Below are 21,534 nucleotides of genomic sequence, written 5' to 3'. Positions count from 1 at the left end.
TTAATCTTCCTCCTCAATCATGTTGATTAACTCATTAAAAACGTTTGTTTGCAGTTCTTTATTTAATGGCTGCATTCCAAATATTTCGGAAAACCACAAACCATCTATAGATAATCTGGCAATTGTTGTTTTGATTGGATCAATCCCATCATTTTCTAACTTTGTAAGCAAACGATCATATTGTTGACGGTATTCATCTAGTAACTCTGGATTAATAAACATTGCGGCCATTATTGCAGAACTCAGTAGCTTATCGTTCTCTAAATTAGAATAGGTAGATTGAACATAAGCCCTGCTCCATTTTCCTGGCTCTTTTGTATCGTCTTTAGCTAACGCTATAATGCTTTCAAAATAATTATTTTTCCAATCTTCCACCATTCCCTTAATTAACGCTTCCTTACTGGGATAATGGTATAGTAATCCTCCTTTACTCACGCCCGCTCTTTGGGCGACAGCCTCTAATGTGAGTTTAACAACTCCTTCTTCTTTTACAATTTCAGCTGCAGCAATCAGCAAGCTTTTTTTCGTATTCGTTGTTTTTGAAGTAGGCATAGTAACCTCCGAAATTTTTATATTTGTAACTATACCGTCTAGACGGTATTTTTGTCAATAGAATTGATTTCCCGTGTAGTATTATTATTTAATAAAATAATTTGATAAGACTGGGTCAGTTGAACAGGTTCTTGCTAGCTAAATCTCCCTAAATACAGCAAGGAGATAGTTAATAAATTTGATATAGAAGACAGGACATTTATCCCTAAAAAGTGCTATACTGATAAAATCAGTGTGTAGAGATATTGGTCTTTTTATGGACCAAAAATATATGTCTCATGATACGTCTACCATCTGAAAAACTTTTTAAATGGAGATGTTCAATATGCACGGCGAAACACGATTACCACAAAACGGAAAAGAATTCGCATTATTTTTAGCGATTATATCGATACTTTCAGTCAATATTATCGCACCTCTTATTATGGGATTTGAATTTGGTTTCAGTAAAAAGGTCTATTTTGATACCCTGCAAGTAATTCCATTTATATGGATTTGCGTCATTTTATTGGTAACACTTGTTGCAAACCCCATCGTTAATAAACTTGTACAAAAATTTATTGAACCAAATGACGGTTTTAATGCAAGAATATTATTCACGATATTATTTAGCGTAACCATTCTGTCCATTTTACTTACAGTAATCGGTTCTTGGATTGGCATGAGAGAAATTAGCTTGGAACCTATTCAAACTTTCTTTTATAATTGGCCACGTAACTTTTTCATCGCATTTTGGGTTGAAGTTTTAATCGCACAGCCGATAGCACGATTTATAATGAAAAAAATACATGCATCACAGGCACGGAAATCAGAAGGTTTAAGTGCTTAGTCGATAGACTTGTGTTAACCACAAAAACAGAAGAAAATAGTTTAACTATACAAACTTGGAACCCATTTCGGCACTCGAAATGGGTTTTTGTTATTTGTCTCACTTAGCATAAGAGCTTACTTGATATTCGGACCAAACATTATTTTTAATCTAACTATACGGAAGCGAAAAAACAAAAACAAATATGAAACGAGCTACAAATCTTTAGGAGTTAACATTTGCTATAAGAATAAAATAGTGAACCTAAAAAGGTAGATAGTCGCCCCTAGCTACAGTTATCCACAAACTCTGGATAACCTGTTAATATGTTAGAAAATTTACTCAAAATTAACAATTCGTAATCATTATATCGCATATATGTATTAATATAATCCTACCTCTATAATTACCGAAAAGCCCTTATGCAAAACAGCAAGAGGTGGTCTCTCCTTATCAAAATTTGTCGATATTCCCCGGGAAATAATTCAGGAAATGAAAAATGGACTTCCAGCAAGACTCGTATTCCTCCCCTTGTGGGCAGTTGAAAAATTCCAAGCATAATTAAGAATATGGTCAATATAATTTAGAAGGTGATGTAGTTCCTCTGCACTATCGGACAAGATGCATCCATCACTTAATAGGAAACAGCTTCCATTATGGCTAGAAATCTTTTTTTCATAGAAAGAATGAATGATGGAAAGGAGGCCTTTCTTTTATGAAAAAGAGATAGCAGGTAGAGAGCTGTTTCGATGCTTTATTTATTGTAAAGATAAAAGGGGGAAATAAAGTTGAAAAAATTATTAACTGGCAGAATGATGGTGTTATTTGTCATGATGCTGATGGTTGCTTTTGCTGCTGCTTGTTCATCGAATGATGATCAAGATGATACAAATGAAGAACCAGAAGAGCAGACAGATTCAGAAAGTCCTTCCGGTGACAATGCAGATGGTGGCATTTCAGGTGACTTAGAAATCCAGTATTTTGTTGGTGGTTATGGTGACGCTTGGTGGAAGGAAGTTATTGCAGACTTTAAAGAGACATATCCAGATGTCAATATAATTGAGCATGCTGGTCCAAATATTAATGAGGAAATGCGGAGCCGTTGGGTGTCCAACGATCCACCAGATGTCGTATACATTGATGGTGCGGGATCCAGTGAAACACAAATGGTAGAAGATGGTCAGTTGATGAATTTAACCGAATGGGTAGAAGGTATTGAGCTAGAGGGTGGCGACAAGTTAATGGATAGTTTCATTGTTGAACCTGGAACATTTGACGGTGATATATATTCCTTGCCGCTAGTATTTGATACATGGGGTACATGGTATGACAGAGCGTTATTTGAAGAAAAGGGGTACGAGGTGCCAACAGATTTTGAAAGCTTAATGCGTTCAATGACAGAGATTAAAGAAGCAGAAGGAATCGATCCTTATGTAACGAGTGGGCAGCATCCATATTACTTCCTGCGTGGTGCACTTTATCCGGCATTTGGTGCAGCTGGTGGGGAGGAATTGCTGGCTGATTTAATTACAGGTGCAGAAGGTGCATGGACAAGTGATCCGGTTTTAGAGATCATGAAGCGTGTAGAAAGAATGCAGCAGGAAGGAATGTTTGATTCCGGACTTGGTGCATTAAACCATACCCAGTCACAAATGAATTTCTTACTGCATGAAAATGCCTTTATTCCAGTAGGGTTCTGGCTGCCAAATGAAATGGCAAATGATATCCCAGAGGGCTTTGATTTTGGCTTTATTCCTTCCCCAATGCAGGATGAGGATGAGAGTTATGCGATTGTACCAGACCTGCGTCCACTAGCAATTGCAGAGGAGGCGGAGAATCCGGAAGCGGCAAAGGCCTTTGTTGAATTTGCATTTACACGTGAATATGCGATGTCATTCTCCGAGCATACGGGTGCCATGATGAATATTACGGAAGTGGATTTAACGCAAAACGAAAATGTTCCTGCATATTTAACTGAAGCAAACGCCATGATTAACGATCCAGACCAAGTGACGATTTATAATAAACCACATCCAATGAGTGCCGATTTAGAGGTTCCTGTTGGGAATGCCCTCATGTCGCTCATGCTTGGAAATATGACAGCAGAGGAATTTGTCCAAGAGGCAGAAAAGGCTGCAGTTGAATATCGTGGCAGTAATTAAATAGTAATCTATCAGCAGGGGTTTTTCGAATCTCCTGCTGATCATTTAATTGGATTCTATTAAAAAGGCAGGAGGTGGGATCAGATGGTACAGTCTAAAAAACAAAAGAATTTGTTCCTAGCTTTTTGTTTAATCCCGACCTTTATATTATTTGCTGTTTTTACGCTTTATCCATTATTTAGTGGGTTGTATTACTCCTTCTTTGATTGGTCGGGCTCTTCACAAAATAAGGAATTTATTGGGTTTGCAAACTACATAAAATTAGTGAAGGATGCAATCATCCCAAATACAATTATGCATGATTACTTTTTAGTTGTAACGAAAGTAATCGGAATTATGATTTTAGCACTATTTTTTGCAGTTGCTTTAACCCAATTAAAAATTAAGGAAGCTCCTTTCTACCGAATTGTATTTTTCTTTCCTAATATTATGTCCGTTGTAGTCATTGGGATTTTATGGACATTTATTTATAACCCGAGTCTCGGATTGGTTAATTCTGGTCTGGAATTTCTCGGCTTGGAGAGCTTGGCAAAGCCATGGCTCGGTGATGAAACCTGGGCATTACCAAGTCTTGTCCTCCCTTCCATTTGGGCAGGAATTGGATTATTTATGCTCATGCTTATTGGCGGGATTTCCAATATCTCCAAAAGCTACTATGAGGCAGCAGAAATTGATGGGGCGAATGAGTGGCAGCAATTTTGGAAAGTTACGTTACCATTGATCTGGCCGCAAATTAAAATTTCAATTCTTTATATCGTCATTACAACGTTAAATGGATCGTTTATTATTGTTCAGGTAATGACTGGTGGTGGTCCAAATAATGCAACACATGTGATGGGATCATATCTCTATCAGCAAGCGTTTGTCCAATATAATTTTGGTTACGGGGCAACGATTGGCGTTATGATTTTGATTCTATCCCTATTGACGGTGCTTGTTCTCCAGTTCTTTATGCGTCGCGATAAAATCGAATACTAATTGCTTTTAAAGAAAGGATAAACCGGATTTTTGAATAACTTCTATATAAGAGAGAGGAGGAATAGCTTGTGAAGCGGAGTGTCGGACAAATTCTAGGGAGAGCGGGGATTCGCATCCCGTTAATTCTATGGACAATCGCTGTATTGTATCCGATTTTCTGGATGTTTCTAGGTTCGTTTAAATCAAATGCTGAAATCTATCGGAACCCATGGGGCTTTCCGGAGTCATTTAGTCTCGATAATTTTGTTACAGCGTGGACAAACTATAATATTGATACAAGTGTTTTTAATAGCTTAATTGTTACGGTTATTGGAACTGCTCTTACGTTAGTACTCGCAATCCCAACCGCGTATGCGATTGAACGCATTCAATTTCGTGGAAGCCAAGCGTTGTTTCTATTATATATTTCAGCGATGATGATTCCAATGGTACTAGGCTGGATACCATTATTCTTTCTCTTAGCGGAGCTTAATCTATTGGATAATATTTATGGATTAGCAATCGTCTATGCGGTAAGCCAGCTTCCATTTACGATTTTTGTGTTAACGAGCTTTATTAGCACGATTCCGAAATCATTGGAAGAATCAGCTGCAATGGACGGAATGTCACCGTATATGGTTTTATGGAAAATCATTACGCCATTAAGTATGTCGGGGATCATTACCGTTACAATTATGAATGCAATACAATTCTGGAATGAATATTTTATGGCATTAATCTTTTTGAATACAAGTGATAACTATACCCTGGCACTGGCAATTGACTTTATTAGCAGTGAAGCACAATATACGAATGCATGGGGGACATTGTTTGCAAGCCTGGTGATTGCAATCATTCCAGTTATTGTTCTTTATGCGATTTTCCAAAGGAGAATTGCGAAGGGCTTAACGGAAGGTGCGATTAAAGGATAACATTGTAACCGTAACCTATAGCAAAAAATAAACAGGATACGACAATCCATTACGGATTGTTGTTTTTTTGTGTAGAAAAACGGCTTCCTTATTCGTCATCACTATGTAACTAATAAACGTCATTATGCTGAAAGTGTGTGAATACGGGCTTAATTTTGAACGTATTAAGGCTTACTTCCTTCCACTGAACACAACTAATTTCCTATGCTATGAGGGATGTAATATTGTTATTCTAGGAATAAATATTCATTTTTATTAAATAATTCATTTTTTACATAATAAAACAACATTTTTAAATGAGGTTTGCTATTGTCTAGTTAATCTAAATTACTGCACGGTTTTGACACCACTGAATCAATCATGGGAGGAGTGGCAGGTTATATAAGTAGGACAAGCTATTATTGTTTCGTTTTTTTTAAAAGAATTGGCAAGCACCTGGTTAGGACGTATGGGGGTGAAAGATCCTCTCTACGGATTTAATGTTGCAATTAGACGGAGCAAAGGAGGAATATAAGTGAAGTTAAAATACGTGTTAACCATTTTGTCACTGACACTACTTATCGTCAGTATTCCACTTTCTAGCTTGGCAAATCAGACAGGTGAAGCAGGAAACCATGACGCAATGATTCGAGAAATCATGGAGGAAATGACGTTAGAAGAGAAAGTTGGCCAGCTTTTTATTGTCCATGTATATGGTAAAACACCGACAGATCCAGCTTACGAATTGATTAATATTGCGAATAATCGTGGGGGCAAAGACTTTCAAGAGGTCATTGAAAATTATCATATTGGTGGTGTGATTTATTTTAACTGGACAGACAATATTGGGACACCACTTGATGTGGAGCAAGTTAATGCGTTATCAAATGGATTACAGGATATTGCGTTAGAGCAAGACCAGGAGATTCCGCTGTTTATTTCAACGGACCAGGAAGGTGGGATTGTTCAGCGGGCAACGAGACCTGCTACTGTTTTTCCAGGGAATATGGCACTTGGGGCTGCGAGATTGGATAATTACGCAGCACAAACCGGAAGCATTCTTGGAAAAGAGCTGGAAGCACTGGGCGTTAATATGAACTTTGCTCCAACAGTGGATGTCAATCTGAACCCAGAAAATCCGGTAATTGGTGTTCGCTCTTTTGGTGAGGATCCTGATCGTGTGTCCCGTCTTGGAGTTGAGCAAATCGAGGCACTACAGGGAGAAAATGTGATTGCGACGGCAAAGCATTTCCCGGGACATGGAGATACAGATGTTGATTCACATTATGGACTACCGATTATAGATCATGATTTGGAAACGTTGCATGCAGTCGATTTGAAGCCTTTTAAGGATGCAATCGATGCAGGTGTAGATGCCATTATGACAGGACATATTGTTGTTCCAGCATTGGATGACTCTGGTCTACCGGCTACATTATCGAAGCCGATCCTTACTGATTTATTGCGTGAGGAAATGGGGTTTGATGGTTTAATTATTACGGATAGCCTTGATATGTCTGGTGCCGATGTTTTGCCACCGGAAGAGGTTCCTGTGGAGGCATTTAAAGCAGGAGCGGATATTCTATTAAATCCTGCAAATGTGGAAGAAGCTTATACGAGTGTGCTTAAAGCGGTACAGTCTGGTGAAATCAGTGAGGATCGCTTAAATGAATCCGTTTACCGGATCTTACAATCAAAAGCAGAAAAAGGTTTATTTGAAGATCCTTATGCAGATCCAGCGAATCTAGAAAATATCGGAACAGAAGCCAATTTGCAAACGGCGAAGGAAATCGCTGAAAAAAGCATCACGCTTGTTAAAAATGAACAGGATGTTCTGCCTGTATCCGACGCAGAAACGGTGCTTGTAACTGGACCATCGGTTGCGAAGCCTGGTTTGATAGCAGATTTATTGGATGACAAAGGAATAAAATCAGATAGTTTTGCGACGGCAACAAGTCCGACAGCAGGGCAAATTGATCAAGCTGTAGAGCTTGCTGATACTGTGGACAAAGTGATTATCACGACCTACACAGCAAACACAAATAGTCAGCAGCAAGCATTGGTTGAAGCATTACAGGCTACTGGGAAGCCAATAGTTGTTTCCGCTCACCGGAATCCATATGATGTGATGGCCTTTCCAGATGTAGACAGCTATGTGGCGAGCTACAGCTATTTAGATGTATCCATGGAGGCGGTTGCTGGTGTACTGGCAGGTGAGATTAACCCGTTTGGGAGTTTACCTGTCACAATCCCGGAACAATATGAAATTGGGGAGGGTCTGGACTATGTTGATATACCACGTAGTGCTGCAGGAATGAAACAGCTTGTCGATCAATTGGATGAAGCTGGAGAAATATCGAATGAAGAAGCAAGTCGTGCGCTCAATCTCCATTTAACTGCAGTAGCCCAATATGAGGATCGAAGGCTGCCTGATAAGGTGATTAAGCATTTGGAGGGCTTTCGAAAACTGCTTGATCAACAACAGGTTAATGAGGCAATTTCAAAGAAAGCTCATAGTTATTTAGATACAGAGGGACTGCGGTTAATTGAGCATTGGTTAGAAAACTAAACCGTAATCGCAGGAACAAGCCGGGGAGGGATGCAGCTTGAGGTATTTTTTACGAATCGGAGTGCGGCTATCTGCACTGCTCTATTTGATTTTTATCATCCTATATCAGGTGCATACCCCGACAACGGCTTTGTTTACCGATACCACAATAGTTGTTGGAAATATAACAGTTGGCAGCTATCAAGTGGAAGAGATAGAAACGAATGAAGAAACGGAGGAGGAGCAGTCTGAAGCAGGTGAAGAAATAGTGAACGAAGAAGAGGCAGCAGAAGCAGATGATTTAGAAGAAGAAAAAGCTGATACGGAGAACGGGCATGGGGGAAATGAGGGGGCATCAACCGGAGCGGCTGAATCAACAGAAACAGAGGAAGTCCAAGAAACGAACGATGAGGAAATAGAAGAAGGATCCGAAGTTGAAGAAGAAACAGAGCAGGAAGATGTGAATGAAGAGGAAATGGGAGAAACCAGTGAGCCCAGCTGAGCAAGGGAGTGAATAGAACAAATGCGTATAAAAAGTATATTAAAGAAATGTACTAGCTTTCTATCAACTATTTTATTTATCGTCTTATTGTCTGTCCTTTTTCTCTCCGTTGCTTCTAAGGCAGCAGGGAATGAGGTGAATCTGTTTGGGTATCAAGTAAAGTCTGTCCTGTCGGGTTCCATGGAGCCTGATATTCAAACAGGATCGCTTATCGCGATTGAAACGGGAGGAGCCGGGGAGCGATTTCAGGAAAATGATGTGATTACATTTCAATCAGAAGAAGATGTGCTGGTAACCCACCGTATTGTGGAAGTAAAGAATGGCGGACAGCAATATGTGACAAAAGGCGATGCGAATAATGGTGCAGACCGCAATCCGGTGCTGGCAGAGAACATTGTCGGGCAATACACCGGGTTCACGATACCCTATGCAGGATATGTTATGAATTTTACCAGCTCACGTGAAGGGGCAGCACTGCTATTCATTTTTCCAGGGATACTATTAATAGGTTATTCCTTGATAACGATAAGAAGCACGTTAAAAGAAGTGAAACAGCTCATGAATGAAAAAGAAATCCGAGCATAATCAGAACAAAAATTAGAGGAGGAATTCAGGATGAATATTAAAAAGAAATTAGGGGCAGGTATTATTTCAGCAGTGCTTGGTTTAACGCTCGTTGGTGGAGGAACGTTTGCCTATTTTAGTGATACGGAAACAACAAACAATACATTTGCAGCGGGGACATTAGATTTAGCAGTGAATCCAACACAAATTATTGAGGTAGATAATATCAAACCAGGAGATTCCATGATTCGAGACTTTGAACTACAAAACAATGGAACGTTAGATATCGATAAGGTGCTGTTAGATACGAACTATACGGTAAACGATGCAGCTGGTGATAATACAGAGGATTTCGGTGAGCATATCCAAGTAGAATTCCTTTATAATGCAGACAAATTGGATGAGGTAATTTATGAAACGACGCTTGCAGAACTAAAATCGCTGACACCAGAAGCTGTAAATGAGAATGTCTTTTATCCGTTGTTTGGTGAAAAAGGTTTGGAGGTTGATTCCATTGATGACTTAGTCGTTAAATTTAATTTTATCGATAATGGAGAAGACCAAAATCAATTTCAAGGTGATTCCTTGAATTTGGAATGGACATTTACCGCAACGCAAACAGCTGGTGAAGATAAATAGTAAACGACGATCTCTAATAAGGGAGACGAGATGAAATGAAGAAGCGGTTACTAACAGTAACAACCATTATAATGACGATTATCTTATTATTTCCCCATGCTGGTGGAATAAGCAATGCATCCATTGCAGAATCAATAGTAGTTGAAGCAGACCGCGTCCAGATGCTCCAGCAACCATTGGATGATTTGGATGATGAAATAGAAGAAGCTTTAGCGGATAGGGTAATGCCTGGTGCAGTTGTGCTGATTGCTAGAGATGGAGAAATCGTTAAGCATCAGGCATATGGATATGCAGCACGTTATACGGACGACCAATTTACGGAGATGGATGAGCCTGTTTCGATGCAGGAAGACACAATTTTTGATGTGGCCTCTATATCGAAACTATTTACAGCAACAGCAATTATGCAATTATGGGATCAAGGAGCATTCGAATTGGATGACCCGGTCTATTGGTATATTCCTGAATTTGCCGCACAAGGCAAAGAGGATGTAACGATCCGCCATCTCTTGACACATACGTCTGGGTTTAGACCGAGCACGACAGAACCGATTCACGAAATGGAAGGAACACGTGAGGAGCTATTAGATTTTGTATTAAACGAGCCTTTACAAAATCCGCCTGGGACAGCTTATGTGTATAGCGATGTCGACTATATTACGCTGGGTGTATTAATTGAACGAGTTAGTGGCGAGCGGCAGGATGACTTTGTACGAGAATTTATTACAGAACCTTTAAACATGTCGGATACGATGTATGATCCATCAGCTGATTTACAGCATCGTATTGCGGCTACGGAATATCAGCCGTGGACAAATCGCGGAATTGTTTGGGGAAGTGTTCATGATGAAAAAGCTTGGGCGCTTGATGGAGTAGCTGGACATGCTGGGGTATTCAGCAGTGCATCAGATCTAGCTGTCTTCGCCGAGATGATGCTGAATAAAGGAAACTATGAAGGGACGCAAATTCTTACCGAGGAAGCTTTCGAGCAAATCAATACGAATTGGAATGAGGCATTTCCAGGACAGGATCAAGGTATCGGATGGGAGCTTAATCAAGAATGGTATATGGATGATCTAGCAGAATTTAATACGATGGGACATACCGGTTATACCGGAACGTCAATCGTTGTTAGCCCAAATAAGGAATCGGTTACAATCCTGCTAACGAATCGGGTCCATCCAACACGTAATACCGTCTCAACAAATACGATTCGCAGAAAAGCGGCTGAAAAAACGGCAGATTCCATTCATGCGTGGAATGCAGCGGGCATGCGAATGATGGTGGAACGGCTTGATACGAGGGGTGCGTTTGAGTTGGGGTCTGATGCGCGTGCTCTCCAACTGCATTTAACAGCGATTGAGCAATATGAAAATAAAGGAGACCAAGCAAAGGTCGTAAAGCATTTAGAAGGGTTTCAACAATTAGTTGACTATCTTTTCATACAAGAAGGAATTGACGACGCGACACATGATGATTTACAACGCACAACAGACTATTTAATAGAAAAATGGCAGTAATTTTTACGGTGCAGCAAGGAAGCAGCTTTCTTGCTGCATGCATTTTTTCTGATCGGATAGATTTGAAAATGGTGCGGATGTAGATGAGCTGAGAAGAAAAGCTGATATTTGTGATAAAAAGACTGATATTTATAGGAAACTAGCTGATGTCCATAAGATAAAGGCTGATGTTCACAATTAGTAGTACGTGGGTATAAAAGGGGAGTTTTAAGGAGGAATAAAATTGAAGAACAGCAAGCAAAAATTAGTATCTATTTTCATGGTCTTATTACTATTCTTTGGTGTAAGTATTCCTGTTTCTTTAGCCGATGCGGTTGATCCAGATGATAATACAGGATACGAACCAGAAAACCCTGGTATTTTAGATGAACAGACAGATGAGGGTGACATGGGGATGGTGGTTACGGCACATCCTCTAGCTTCAGAGGTTGGAGCAGATGTTCTGAGGCGAGGTGGTAATGCAGTGGATGCTGCAGTAGCTATTCAGTTCGCATTAAATGTTGCGGAACCAATGATGTCTGGAATTGGTGGCGGCGGTTTTTTCATGTATTATGATGCCCAAAGCGAGGATGTCTCAATTATTAACAGCAGAGAGCGGGCTCCTCAAGGGGCAACGCCAGATATGTTTTTAGATAAAGAAAATGTAGTAACAGATCCAGGAAAATTTCATCTAGGTGCAATTGATATGAATCCAGAGGGCGAGGATAAGCAATTTCATATTGGTGAAGTAAATGTTACCGACCTTGACGCATCGGATGAGGAAGCGACAATTTTTGACTATGATTTTACTGGTGAAACTGGGGAGCCGTGGGATCCTAATAAGTTTTCCTTGTTTGAACGTGGAACAACATTCCAGCTGGATGAAGATGGTGGATTAATTAACTTTGGGCCTCCAACTGGCAGTAATTCATCTTCTTATGGTCAAACAACAGCTGTGATGGATGAGGTTGAGGATAGCGAACTTTTCATTCGCTACCGGGCCGATGATTCCGGTGATGACCGACGGTTGCGTTTGTGGCTGCGATCGGATGAATATCGTTCTACGGGAACAACGTATGTCAAAAATGGCTACGGTGTTGAAATCAATACGAAGACAAATGAAATAAGATTAATTCAATCAAAGGATTCAACGAGCTCAACACTTGCTACGTTGCCGTATGAAGGAACGAATGATTGGCAGTCATTGCGTTTCCGTGTTGAGGGCGATGAATTAAAAGTGCGTTTATGGGAGGATGGAGCCGAGGAACCAGAGGATTGGGATATCGAAACCTTTGCTGGTTCGGTAATTCCATTTTCAGAAAGGGTACAAAGTGGTACCTCTGTTGGGGTTCCAGGCACATTAAAAGGATTGGAAGAAGCATTAGATAAATGGGGAACGATGGAGCTTGATGAATTAATACAGCCTTCGATAGATATGGCAGAGCAAGGGGTCGAGGTAAATTGGGTTTTAGCAAATGCTATTGCAAGTAATCAAAGTAAATTAGAGCGTACAGCAGCAAAGGATGTGTTTCTCCCAGAAGGTGAACCATTAGAAGAAGGAGAGATTTTAGTACAAGAAGATTTAGCGAAAACATTTAAACTGATACGCGATCAAGGAACAGATGTTTTTTACAATGGGGAAATTGGTGAAGCATTAGCCGAAACTGTTCAAGAATTTGATGGGAGCATGGTAAAAGAGGATTTAAGGAATTACGATGTGACCGAAGATGAAGCAGTCTGGGGAGACTATCAGGGCTATGACATTGCTTCCATGCCGCCACCAAGCTCAGGAGGATTAACGATGCTTCAGCTCCTAAAAATGTTTGAACAGCTTGAACTGACAGGGCATGATATCAAATCACCGGAAAAATATCATTTCATGGCTGAAGCGATGCATCTTGCTTATGCGGATCGAGGAGCATATATGGGCGATCCGGAGTATGTTGAAGTGCCAAGAGATGGGCTGCTTCATCCGGATTATATAGCAGAGCGGGTTGAAACCATCTCACCTGATCATGCTAATGACAATGTACAGCCAGGGGATCCGTGGGAGTATCAGGACGGAAGTGCTCCAACTATTGTCCAGCAGGTGGATGATAAACAAGAAGGACAAACAACCCACTATACAGTAGCAGATCAATGGGGGAATCTAGTTTCCAATACAACGACAATTGAGCAGCTATTCGGATCGGGCATTATGGTACCGGAATATGGAATTGTACTGAATAATGAATTAACCGACTTTGACGCTGTACCAGGCGGCGCAAATGAGGTGCAGCCAAATAAACGGCCGCTAAGCAGCATGACCCCAACAATTGTGTTAAACGATGGCGAGCCATTTATGACGGTTGGTTCCCCGGGAGGAGCGACGATTATAACGTCTGTCACGCAGACAATTGCCAATGTCATCGGCTATGGAATGCCGATAAAGGATGCAATTGAGGAGCCGCGTATTTATAGCAATAGTTACCCAACCATACGCTGGGAGTATGGCATTTCGGATAATGTCCGGCAACTGCTTGAAGAGATGGGACACGCTTGGGAAGCAAATCCAACAGAGATCGGAAATGTGAATAGCATTGTTCTAGATGAAGGGATGTTCATTGGGGCAGCAGACTCAACGAGAGAAGGTACTGCAATCGGTTTATCAGCAGAGGATTTCATTAGCATCGATGGTCTAAAATCCCGTGTGGAGCAATTACAAGCGGATGATGAAATTTACGAAGAACATGTTGCGCGATTGCTTCTTACCCACCTAACGACGGTAGGACATTACAAGGAAAATGAAAAGATGGATAAAGCTATCAAGCATCTAGAAGGGTTTAAGCAGTTGTTAGATCAGCTAAAAGCTGCAGATTCCATTTCCGAGCAAGCTCACGATACGCTGTTGAGCGGTGCAGAGGACTTGCTTGATATGTGGCAGTAGCTCTCCCCCTTGTGCTTTATCAGAGCGGGAAAATGCTAAAGTTCTGCAGTAATTTACTGTAGTCTATAGCAAAATTGCTGAAGCCAAATTTGCAGATGGGGTATAAGTCCGTGCTCTTTCTTCACATGCATCGCAAATTTAAAAATGAGAGATCCAAAAGGGAGGAAAAACTGATGAAAAAGCTGTTCTTGATAATAACTACGCTGTTAGTTGTGATAGGCTCGTTAACTGCAATTGCAACCAATCGGCTTAACGCTGATGCGAGTAATGACAGTGAAAAGCCGCTCAAGCTTGGGGTAGAGGTTTTACTAGAGCAACAAAAGGATCTTATTGAAGGAAAGCGCGTCGGATTAATCACGAACCCAACAGGTGTCGATCAAGAACTAAATAGCATTGTTGATCGGTTATTCCATGATCCGGATGTCGAGTTAACCGCTTTGTATGGTCCAGAGCATGGCGTTCGTGGAGATGCCCAAGCAGGTGATTATGTCGAATACTATATCGATGAGCAGACAGGCTTACCGGTGTATAGTTTGTATGGTGAAACAAGAAAACCGACGCCAGAAATGCTCGAGGATATTGATATTTTACTATTTGATATTCAGGATGTAGGTGCAAGATTCTACACGTATATCTATACAATGGCCTATGCAATGGAGGCTGCAGCTGAAAATGATATTGAATTTGTCGTACTCGATCGTCCCAATCCGCTAGGTGGCAATCATGTAGAGGGACCGGTGCTTGATCCGGAATATGCTTCTTTTGTCGGTAATTACCCGATTCCACTCAAACATGGCATGACAGTTGGTGAGCTGGCATATTTGTTTAATGAAGAATTCGAAATTGGTGCAGATTTAACCGTTGTAGAAATGGATGGCTGGAAGCGCGGAATGTACTATGATGATGCCGATTTAGAGTTTGTGCTGCCATCACCGAATATGCCAACGTTAGATACGGCGCTTGTCTATCCAGGTGCAGCACTGATTGAGGGGACGAATGTTTCGGAAGGCCGGGGAACGACAAAGCCGTTTGAATTCATTGGTGCTCCATTTGTGAATAGTACCGAGTACGCCTCGGCATTGAATCAATTGGAATTACCTGGTGTCACATTTCGAGCAGCGTCGTTTACACCAACTTTCTCCAAACATAGTGGCACATTAAGTCACGGCGTACAGATTCATGTGACAGATAAACGAGCATATGAGCCTGTAATTACAGGACTGCATATTGTAAAAACCCTGCATGATATGTACCCGGAAAACTTTGAATTCCGAGCAGAGAACAGCGCAGGTATTTCCTTCTTTGATAATCTAATCGGAAATGGTTGGATTCGTGATGCGATTGAAAATGGGGATTCCGTAGAAGAAATGGCATCAAATTGGCACGAGGATCTTCAAGCATTTAAAGAAGTTCGAAGAGAATATCTTCTTTACACGATGAACACGGAGCAATTGAAGCAAAACATCGGGGCCCTTCAACAATCGGGTGATATTGAAAAGGATGCGGAGCGTAAATTACTCCTTCACCTCACCGCGGTTGAGCAATTTGAAGGGAAAAAGGCCGCAGATAAAGTCGCAAAGCATATGCAAGGATTCCAGTTGCTTTTAGACCAGCAAAAAGATGCAACGAGCCTATCGGATAATGCTTATAAACAACTGAGTAGTGACACGACGGATATGATTGCGCAGTGGGATTAGAGAGCTAAAGAATAGCGGTATTTGGAAAATCGTGTGGAAATCTTGAAAAAACTGTATAACTAAACAAACGAAGCAGGATAGTTAGTAACCATAGTATCGTCGTTATGTGACAGCAACTCTTTTTTAAACAAAATTCCCTTGTAGCTGAAAATACACAATAAGCAATTGTTAATGTTAGGCTCAGGAGATGGTAGCAATCTAAAAGAAATTAAGTCATCTTTTATGTGGTAAGATTTAGTAGTCAAAATGGATGGTAACGTGATTGAGGAAGGAAGACATATTGATATGATTACACAAGCAGCCCAAATTTCTATTTTAGTTAAGGATCTTGAAGAAGCAAAACAATATTATACCAAAAAATTAGGGTTCATCGTTCGAGACGAAATAGAGTTTTCGCCGGGATGGAAGTACATCACCGTTTCACCAGGTTCTGCAAATGAAACGAGGCTAGAATTAGTCAAAGCCGATACACCGGAGCAAGAAGAGATTATTGGCAGACAAGCTGCAAACCAAGTGTTGATTATGTTTTTAAGTGATGATATAGAAAAGGATTATCGTGAAATGAAGGCACGCGGCGTGATCTTTCAGGGGGAACCGCAACCGGTTCCGGGTGGGAAAGGTGTAGGTTTCGAAGACTTGTATGGCAATGCATTTGATTTATATCAACCGGATACAAAAGAAGGATAGGAAAAAATGACAAAAGTGGTTGACTCGCTGAATGGCCAGTATGAAGTGGTACATCAGTTATCGATTTGCATATAAAAGAAAACATTCCCTGCGATAATTCGAATGCCAGAAAGTAGAAAGGGGAGCGCATCACGCTCCTCCTTCTTCCAATATTAGAGGCTGCTCAAATGCTCATGAACGAGCTTCCATTGCCCATTTTTATTCAGCTTAAACACATTCGTTGCTCTACCACTGCCAGAAATAAATTTACCCTGATGATAGCCTTCGTACATAAAGTTATAAATACAAGTTGCTGACTGCTGATCAACGCTTATCCATTGGACGTTTGTTGCGGTATAAACCTCTTCTTTAATCATATCCCAAGCGTGCTCAAAGTACGCTTGAATATCTACAATAGAAGCGCATGTTTTGTCCGTAAACCAATAAACGGCTTCTTCATGCAGTATATCCTTCACATTTGAAAAATCATGTGTATTTGTTGCATTAATATATTGCTGTAAAGCTTCTTGATGTGACATAATCTCTCCCCCTATTCGTTTACTTCTTCTTCCTACAAACATAAATCATTTCCATGCTTTCATTCGTTAAAGGACCTTCCTTGCAATCACCATACACATGCAAAATTTCAAAGCCGAAGGGAATTTTTAAGACAAATGCCCAACCTGATTAAAATCTTCTATCTTCCATATATCCTCTTGGAAATGAAGATTGCTAATGCAGGCGTTTAGCAAGGTTGTTTTTCCTGAGCCAATTTCCCCGTCGGAAAAGACAGACAGGATCGCATTGATGACAGCTCCGTGTGCTACAAGCAAGACGCGTTTATCGGTATAGTTTTGCTGAACGTGCTCAACCGCTGTGATGACCCGTTTATTAAAATCCGCCCGCTCCTCTTGGTTTGGAAAACCATCAGGATGTTTCTCTCTTTCTGCATATGTCTTACCTTCGCCATCTCCAAAGGAACGCTCCTGAAAATCAGTCATCTCGACCATTGGTAATTGTAATTTGGCATTAATTATTTCCGCTGTTTCCTTTGCTCTTTTCAATGGACTATGTATGAGTACATCGTAATCAGCAGCATTTAAATAGGCTGCACATTGCTCTGCCTGCTTTCTGCCAGTCTCATTTAATGGGATATCTGTACTCCCTTGTATTCGTTTTGCTAAATTCCAATCTGTTTCGCCATGACGAATGAAGCATATTCTTGTCAAAATTACCCTCTCCTTAATTTCGTATTATAAAAACAAAGCATTGACACATCCTAAAAACAAAAGGAGGAAGCACCTATGCGAAAATTATGTTTAGCTCTCGGTATTGCATTTGTACTTATTTCTAGTTATTCCCTTCCACTACAGGCAGTAAATGCTGTTCAGGATGAAGGCGTACCATCCTATGCAAAATGGGGGAAGCTTGCCGTCCAGGAGACAAAGGAAAAATACCCTTCTGCTAAGATTATTGACTATCTCCACATTGGCAAGGAAACAACCAACGGATCCACGGTTGAAAAATTTAAGCTATGGCTAAAAGGTGAAACGAAAGAATTCGGTGTTTTTGTCAATATTGAATTTAACCCACAGACAAATGAGGTCGTCCAAATAACGTTTGAAGAGACAGATCGATGAATTTTTAATCGGTCTGTCTCGCAACAATATGCAATGGATAATGTGACAATTACTTTAAAGCGTTTCGTGAAAAAGCTGGATAAAGCTCCACGGCCTCTAAAGTGTCAACTGGTACTCATTTATGTATGTATGTTTGAATTTATTGGTCTCTTTTATTTTCAACCCAATCACTCGCTAACATCCCATAAACAACATGGTCCACATAATGGTCGTAAAGCCACTCTGATTGCCTGAGTATGCCTTCTTCCTTAAACCCTAACCGTTCTGGAATTGCCCGACTCTTTTTATTTGTAAAAGCAGCACGGATATCGACGCGATTCAGCTGTGCTTCTGTAAATGCATAATCCGTCAACGCACGTACCACGCTGGTAATAATGCCGTATCCTTGATAATCCTGTCCAATCCAGTAGCCAATATAGCCAATCCGGTTCGTCCAATCAAACGAATTAAATCCAGCAATCCCCACGAGCCTATCTTGATAGAAGATTCCAGCGGTTAATCCCTTTTTTGCTTCATAGGATTGCAAGATATGTTCAATGAAAGCAATGGAATCATCTGGGTTTACATTCGTATCCAGCCAAGGAAGCCATTCCCGAAGATAGCTTCGGTTGCTATCGATTAGCGCAAATAATTGATTCGCATCCTGTAAATTAAGCTGTCGCAATGTGATATGTTCATCAACCTCGTATACAAACATCTACAATCTCCCCCTTATTCTATTCGTAATCATAGCATAAATTTAGTCAGAAAAAACGGAATATATATCCTCTTCTATCAGCTAAATAAAATAATAGTTCTCACCAAGTACTTTCTAGTTTATGATTAGTATATATTTGTATTAGAATGGAAGCATGGATAGTACCCGCAGTGAAGGAAGGTTTATACATGACCGAAGAAAATATAACTCGATTACATATAAACAATAAAGAATACATCCTGATAGGAACGGCACATGTATCGAAGCAAAGTGCTGAACAAGTGAAGGAAGTAATTGAAGCCGAAAAACCAGATGCTGTTTGTATCGAACTGGACGAGCAGCGCTACCAGTCAATAACAGAGGGAAACAAGTGGAAGGATACCGATATCTTCCAAGTGATAAAAGATAAAAAGGCGACCCTATTATTAATGAACTTAGCGATTTCATCCTTTCAAAAGCGGATGGCAAAGCAGTTTGGCATTAATCCTGGACAGGAAATGATTCAAGGAATTGAATCCGCAAAAGAAACAGGTGCTGAATTAGTCCTAGCAGATCGCGACATTCAAATTACCTTTGCCCGTGTCTGGGGAAATATCGGAATGAAAGGGAAGGCATTGCTGTTAACGCAAGTCGTCGGCAGTATTTTTAGCAATGAAAAAATTTCCGAAGAAGATCTGGAGAAGATGAAGCAGCAGGATACAATCAATGCGATGCTTCAAGAGTTCACAGATCATTTTCCAAAATTAAAAAAGCCGCTCATTGATGAACGAGATCAATACTTATCCCAAAAAATTAAAGATGCTCCTGGAGAAAAGGTTGTAGCAGTGCTTGGAGCTGCTCATGTTCCTGGGATTACGAAGGAAATCGAGAAAGAGCATGATTTGAAGAAGTTAAGTGAGCGTCCACCGAAATCCAAGACACCAAAAATTATTGGCTGGGCTATTCCGATTTTCGTACTTGCAGTCATCGCATACACCTTTTTCATGAACCCGTCTGCCGGATTGCAGCAGGCAATTAGCTGGTTCCTGTGGAATGGCTCGCTATCTGCAATTGGAACGATTGTCGCATTGGGGCACCCATTAGCCGTGCTGACGGCATTTATTGCAGCACCCTTTACGTCATTGAACCCACTCCTTGCAGCTGGTTGGTTTGCAGGCTTCGTTCAAGCGTATATAAAGCGGCCAAATGTAGCTGATTTTGAACGATTATCGGACGATGTCCATAGTGTAAAAGGATTCTGGAATAACAAAGTAACGCGGATATTACTTGTTGTTGTATTCGCAAATCTCGGAAGCTCACTCGGAACGCTTTTAGGTGGAGCTGACGTCATCCGGGTATTTATCGAAAATTTATAATCCATATAGAAAAAACACTTTCAAATGTGGAAGTGTTTTTTCATGTATGTCCATTTTCATTTTTCGAGCTTGTCCAGTTCGTTAAGTAACGCATCTAGTTCCTGTGAAATTTCAATGACCTTGTTATCATTTAAATTATCTTTAGAAGCATGATACATTTTAACTCTCAACTGCTCAATCCGTAATTCTAGTTGCTTTCGGTTTTCCAAATAAGAACACCCGCTTTCTTTTAGTAGGTATATTTCCCGAGAAAACCTTGTTGAAACCTTATCTAGAAAGGACTTCCCCCTTTAGGAAAATATGTGAAAGGTAGCTCTTATCCTTCTCGTGTCAATTCAGAATCATTTGTCATATGACTGTATATAGGTAAATTCTACTACAAATAGGATAATTAATAAACCTTTGATATACTTGAAAAAAATAGAACGAAAAGGAATGTGCTTTATGAAGATATCGATTGTTTCTGTCGGAAAGTTAAAAGAAAAATATTTAAAGCAAGGAATACAGGAGTATTTGAAACGATTAGGTGCGTATGCAAAGGTAGATGTCATCGAAGTTGCCGATGAAAAAGCCCCGGAAAACATGAGCGAAGCGGAAATGTTAGAGGTCAAACGAAAAGAAGGCGAACGGATCCTTTCACAAATTGCCCCAGACACGTATGTCATTACGCTAGAAATCAACGGAAAAATGCTAAGCTCCGAGCAGCTAGCTGCGAAAATGGATGAGCTCGCGACATATGGAAAAAGCAAAATTGTGTTTGTTATTGGTGGATCACTAGGGATCAGTAATGATGTGCAAAAGCGAAGTGACTTAGCGTTGTCGTTTTCAAAGATGACGTTTCCTCATCAGTTGATGCGGTTGATTTTGTTAGAGCAGGTTTATCGGGGGTTTCGGATTAATCGGGGGGAACCGTACCACAAATAGTGGTAAAGCAGAGAGTAGAAGTAATTCTAGATAAAGAAGTACTGAAAATGCTAATTTAAATTGCAGGAGACCGTTCATGTATTTTAAACGGTCTCCTATTAACTTTCTTAAACTTTTACTTCACTCATCAATGCATTAGTATTATCTTCTGTATCTTTAAAAAATACCATCCATGTTTCTGTTTGTCCCAATTTCGCTACAACATGTGGTTCATCGATAAAGATAACATCTTTATCTACTAAACGCTCATAAGTTTCTTTAATATTAGTGACTTGAAAATAAATAACTGAACTTGAGTGGGCAAATTCTTCCTTTTCAGGCAGTGATAACATTAGGCGCAACCCATTACATTCAAAGAAAGCCATACTATCCGTGTTAAATAAAAGAGAAAGACCTAGTTTTTCTTTATAAAAATCTAATGCTCTATTCAAGTCTTTAACAGGTACACCAATCTGTCCAACCTTTTGAATCATTGCCGTTTCCATAA

The 21,534-nt window shown here is 40.3% G+C and carries 21 protein-coding genes and 1 pseudogene; 16 read left to right on the top strand and 6 right to left on the bottom strand.

What is annotated here, in order from left to right:
• On the bottom strand, positions 1-552 hold the full coding sequence (locus tag NST46_RS06545) for a TetR/AcrR family transcriptional regulator (protein ID WP_341136969.1): 552 nt from the start codon (positions 550-552) through the stop codon (positions 1-3).
• Between the two features lie 325 nt (positions 553-877).
• On the opposite strand from NST46_RS06545, the gene NST46_RS06540 reads away from it, so the two are divergent.
• The 13 genes and pseudogenes from NST46_RS06540 (at position 878) to NST46_RS06485 (ending at position 16,452) form a co-directional block, all read left to right on the top strand.
• Positions 878-1,381 carry a hypothetical protein gene (locus NST46_RS06540; protein ID WP_095314215.1) on the top strand — a complete coding sequence of 168 codons (504 nt, stop codon included), beginning with the start codon at positions 878-880 and terminating at the stop codon, positions 1,379-1,381.
• 812 nt (positions 1,382-2,193) lie between these two features.
• Positions 2,194-3,522 carry an ABC transporter substrate-binding protein gene (locus tag NST46_RS06535; RefSeq protein WP_445321734.1) on the top strand — a complete coding sequence of 443 codons (1,329 nt, stop codon included), beginning with the start codon at positions 2,194-2,196 and terminating at the stop codon, positions 3,520-3,522.
• 84 nt (positions 3,523-3,606) lie between these two features.
• A complete protein-coding gene (locus tag NST46_RS06530) occupies positions 3,607-4,500 on the top strand; it encodes a carbohydrate ABC transporter permease (protein WP_341136968.1) in 894 nt (297 codons plus the stop codon).
• Positions 4,501-4,568: 68 nt separating this feature from the next.
• Positions 4,569-5,411 carry a carbohydrate ABC transporter permease gene (locus NST46_RS06525; RefSeq protein WP_095314213.1) on the top strand — a complete coding sequence of 281 codons (843 nt, stop codon included), beginning with the start codon at positions 4,569-4,571 and terminating at the stop codon, positions 5,409-5,411.
• 514 nt (positions 5,412-5,925) lie between these two features.
• Positions 5,926-7,959: a glycoside hydrolase family 3 protein gene (locus tag NST46_RS06520; RefSeq protein ID WP_251659737.1), complete on the top strand. Its 2,034-nt coding sequence runs from the start codon at positions 5,926-5,928 to the stop codon at positions 7,957-7,959.
• A 37-nt stretch (positions 7,960-7,996) separates the two neighbouring features.
• Positions 7,997-8,440 (top strand): hypothetical protein, encoded by a 444-nt coding sequence (locus NST46_RS06515; protein WP_341136967.1) that lies wholly within the window; start codon positions 7,997-7,999, stop codon positions 8,438-8,440.
• A 21-nt stretch (positions 8,441-8,461) separates the two neighbouring features.
• On the top strand, positions 8,462-9,025 hold the full coding sequence (gene sipW, locus NST46_RS06510; protein ID WP_303447135.1) for a signal peptidase I SipW: 564 nt from the start codon (positions 8,462-8,464) through the stop codon (positions 9,023-9,025).
• 30 nt (positions 9,026-9,055) lie between these two features.
• Positions 9,056-9,643, top strand: a complete 588-nt coding sequence (locus tag NST46_RS06505) for a CalY family protein (protein ID WP_095314208.1) — start codon at positions 9,056-9,058, stop codon at positions 9,641-9,643.
• Positions 9,644-9,678: 35 nt separating this feature from the next.
• The gene (locus NST46_RS06500; protein ID WP_303447134.1) at positions 9,679-11,163 is read left to right on the top strand and encodes a serine hydrolase domain-containing protein; all 1,485 of its coding nucleotides are present in this window, start codon (positions 9,679-9,681) and stop codon (positions 11,161-11,163) included.
• 259 nt (positions 11,164-11,422) lie between these two features.
• Positions 11,423-14,068, top strand: coding sequence for a gamma-glutamyltransferase (gene ggt / locus NST46_RS06495; protein WP_445321733.1), 2,646 nt, complete (start codon positions 11,423-11,425; stop codon positions 14,066-14,068).
• A gap of 173 nt (positions 14,069-14,241) precedes the next feature.
• Positions 14,242-15,501: pseudogene (locus NST46_RS06490) on the top strand (exo-beta-N-acetylmuramidase NamZ family protein); the annotation flags it as partial.
• Between the two features lie 3 nt (positions 15,502-15,504).
• Complete coding sequence (locus NST46_RS21860; RefSeq protein WP_379602085.1) at positions 15,505-15,765, top strand: FIMAH domain-containing protein; 261 nt, start codon at positions 15,505-15,507, stop codon at positions 15,763-15,765.
• Between the two features lie 246 nt (positions 15,766-16,011).
• Entirely contained in the window at positions 16,012-16,452 is a 441-nt protein-coding gene (locus NST46_RS06485) for a VOC family protein (protein WP_341136965.1), read from the top strand.
• A gap of 152 nt (positions 16,453-16,604) precedes the next feature.
• Here the strand turns inward: NST46_RS06485 and NST46_RS06480 are convergent, their stop codons facing one another.
• Both NST46_RS06480 and NST46_RS06475 read right to left on the bottom strand, forming a co-directional pair.
• Entirely contained in the window at positions 16,605-16,970 is a 366-nt protein-coding gene (locus tag NST46_RS06480; RefSeq protein WP_095314202.1) for a YybH family protein, read from the bottom strand.
• Between the two features lie 126 nt (positions 16,971-17,096).
• The gene (locus NST46_RS06475) at positions 17,097-17,660 is read right to left on the bottom strand and encodes a histidine phosphatase family protein (RefSeq protein ID WP_341136964.1); all 564 of its coding nucleotides are present in this window, start codon (positions 17,658-17,660) and stop codon (positions 17,097-17,099) included.
• A 75-nt stretch (positions 17,661-17,735) separates the two neighbouring features.
• Between NST46_RS06475 and NST46_RS06470 the strand changes: the two genes are divergently transcribed.
• Complete coding sequence (locus NST46_RS06470) at positions 17,736-18,071, top strand: YqzG/YhdC family protein (protein ID WP_095314196.1); 336 nt, start codon at positions 17,736-17,738, stop codon at positions 18,069-18,071.
• 139 nt (positions 18,072-18,210) lie between these two features.
• On the opposite strand, the gene NST46_RS06465 is transcribed toward NST46_RS06470, so the two are convergent.
• On the bottom strand, positions 18,211-18,768 hold the full coding sequence (locus NST46_RS06465; protein WP_341136963.1) for a GNAT family N-acetyltransferase: 558 nt from the start codon (positions 18,766-18,768) through the stop codon (positions 18,211-18,213).
• Positions 18,769-18,956: 188 nt separating this feature from the next.
• On the opposite strand from NST46_RS06465, the gene NST46_RS06460 reads away from it, so the two are divergent.
• Complete coding sequence (locus tag NST46_RS06460; RefSeq protein WP_118889333.1) at positions 18,957-20,123, top strand: TraB/GumN family protein; 1,167 nt, start codon at positions 18,957-18,959, stop codon at positions 20,121-20,123.
• 56 nt (positions 20,124-20,179) lie between these two features.
• On the opposite strand, the gene NST46_RS06455 is transcribed toward NST46_RS06460, so the two are convergent.
• A complete protein-coding gene (locus NST46_RS06455) occupies positions 20,180-20,332 on the bottom strand; it encodes an aspartyl-phosphate phosphatase Spo0E family protein (protein WP_095314193.1) in 153 nt (50 codons plus the stop codon).
• Between the two features lie 235 nt (positions 20,333-20,567).
• Between NST46_RS06455 and rlmH the strand changes: the two genes are divergently transcribed.
• Entirely contained in the window at positions 20,568-21,047 is a 480-nt protein-coding gene (gene rlmH / locus NST46_RS06450) for a 23S rRNA (pseudouridine(1915)-N(3))-methyltransferase RlmH (RefSeq protein WP_341136962.1), read from the top strand.
• 107 nt (positions 21,048-21,154) lie between these two features.
• On the opposite strand, the gene NST46_RS06445 is transcribed toward rlmH, so the two are convergent.
• The gene (locus tag NST46_RS06445) at positions 21,155-21,532 is read right to left on the bottom strand and encodes a VOC family protein (RefSeq protein ID WP_341136961.1); all 378 of its coding nucleotides are present in this window, start codon (positions 21,530-21,532) and stop codon (positions 21,155-21,157) included.
• Positions 21,533-21,534: the final 2 nt, after the last annotated feature.

It is taken from the genome of Oceanobacillus sp. FSL W7-1309, assembly GCF_038002145.1.
Taxonomy (GTDB): Bacteria; Bacillota; Bacilli; order Bacillales; family Amphibacillaceae; genus Oceanobacillus; species Oceanobacillus profundus.
The sequence above is the reverse complement of the archived record's forward strand: the minus strand, read 5'-3'. Positions and strand labels throughout refer to the sequence as shown.